Raw genomic sequence first — 1878 nt, forward strand, 5'->3', positions numbered from 1 at the left:
AGAGGTTCCAGCAGGACTCTGCCGCCCACGTTTCTCTTTCTTCAATATTCAATTTTCAAAGAACAGACACCGCAGACGCAGTGTCGTGGCCCGTTTCGCTTTTGGCTCCGGGGCCGTCCGAGTGTCGCTTACGCGGCTCTCTTGAATTTCTCAAAGGGCAGGCTTAGAAGCAAACTTCTTCGTCGCCAGCGGCGAGCCGCCCTCGTTGGTGAGGCGTATATAGTCGCCGCCGAGCAGAAGTGTCAACAGCGAAGATCACCTTTTTTCGATTTCTCGTGGAGATCTCTCCGAGGCCCGAATTGGTGAGTTGGCTTGGCCCGATTGTGAGCGGCGTTCCGGTGCAGGTCATTCCCATGGCGCACGCCATCACGTTGGCGCCGAACGTGTGCCGTCGGCCCGAAAATCAACTGTGGCGCTTGGCGGGCGCCGACCGCCGCGCCCGCCCGAGCCGCGCTCAGGGCCGTTCTTCAAGCAATTCCGGCGTGATGTTGCGGCCAGCGTGAAGGATACCCAAAATCAGCACGCGCTCGCTCTCAACGGCGAATGCAATGCTGACGGCACGCCGGTAACCAACAATCCGCAGCCCAGGCATGATCTCAACCCGCTCAGTGCCCGCTGTGGAAAAGTCGACAGTCCGAGACAATGGTCGCGATTACCCACAACGAAATTCCAGGCAATTGTCGGCGACGCACGTTCGGCTTGTCGTCATCGAGCTGCTCCAGCTCAGCTTCCACTCTGGGGGGAAGACAATTCGATACTCCATCCCCTACTCGGCTTTCGCTTGTTTCGCGCGATGGCGCGCCTCCAGTCGGGAAGAGACCGTATCGGCCGGGATGACCTTCGCAGGATCCCGCCGGAGCTCAGCAAGGCGCGCTGGGATGTCCCCGCGCAGCCATTTCTCCCGCTCTCCTCGAACTCCTCGAGCATGCGCAAACCGCGCGGACAACTTCGTTGGCGTTGTTGTAGCGGCCTGATTCGAGCTGCTGCCTGGTGAAGCTTTCAAAGCGCAATTTGGCATGGGCAATCTGCTGCTGAGATCAGGAGTTCGGCCAATGCGAATGGCAATAGATATCATCTATTGGCAATCTTGGCTGATTCGCCAATGCTTCATCTCTGCCGCCATCCGGCCCCGGGAGAATCGTCCGTCGCTGATTCGGCACGATCGAAATGTCGCCTCAGCCATGATCACGCCGGCGCGATCGAGGATCGACGCGCAAATCGATGCCGCGGGCGTCATTCTTCCCAGCAGCTGTGCATGAGACGATCGGCGCAAAGCCAACCGGCTAAGTCGTTTCGTATTTGGCTACAGGACTGGGCTTTAGCCGGCGCCTTCAGTCAATGACCTGCAGAACGAGGCAACCTCGTCCAACATCGCCATCGCCGACGCGCCAGGTGACGAGCGCGGGATGGGGTACTACTTCCATTTCCGTACCATCCGATGGCCGTGCAGGTCGCGAACTGCATGCTCGCCAGGAACCGCTTCCGGGATCAAGGCTCCTGGGGTCTTGGGATTGATTCGCGAGAGGCGTACAAATGCGAGCGGCCGCCGGCTTGGCGCTAACGGGCCATCGAATCTGTGGCGAGGGTCAGGCGGATACAAAAACAGCCCGGGCTTGGCCGGGCTGTTTTCAGATTTGGTTGCGGGGACAGGATTTGAACCTGTGACCTTCAGGTTATGAGCCTGACGAGCTACCGGGCTGCTCCACCCCGCGTCACCTTTGGATGTAAGCCCAAGCCTACAATAGGATGGCTTACAGATAGGTAGAAGTCTCACCAAATGAAAGGGCCGCTTTCGCGGCCCGTGTTCCCGTTGGCGGGCCTGTTCGTAAGGAGAAGATTTCCTCTCCATCCGGTATCGTTTTCGATACTGGATGTGAG

At 58.8% G+C, this 1878-nt stretch carries 1 protein-coding gene, 1 tRNA gene and 1 pseudogene; all 3 read right to left on the minus strand.

Annotated elements, in window-relative coordinates; translation table 11 throughout:
* Window positions 1-454: 454 nt before the first annotated feature.
* A complete protein-coding gene (locus AC1D10_RS35525) occupies window positions 455-592 on the minus strand; it encodes a hypothetical protein (protein ID WP_477279976.1) in 138 nt (45 codons plus the stop codon).
* A gap of 174 nt (window positions 593-766) precedes the next feature.
* Window positions 767-1025 (minus strand): annotated as a pseudogene (locus tag AC1D10_RS35530) (type II toxin-antitoxin system ParD family antitoxin).
* A gap of 610 nt (window positions 1026-1635) precedes the next feature.
* Window positions 1636-1712: transfer RNA gene (locus AC1D10_RS35535), tRNA-Met, on the minus strand.
* Window positions 1713-1878 lie beyond the last annotated feature (166 nt).

The organism is Mesorhizobium sp. P2_A8 (genome assembly GCF_056404935.1).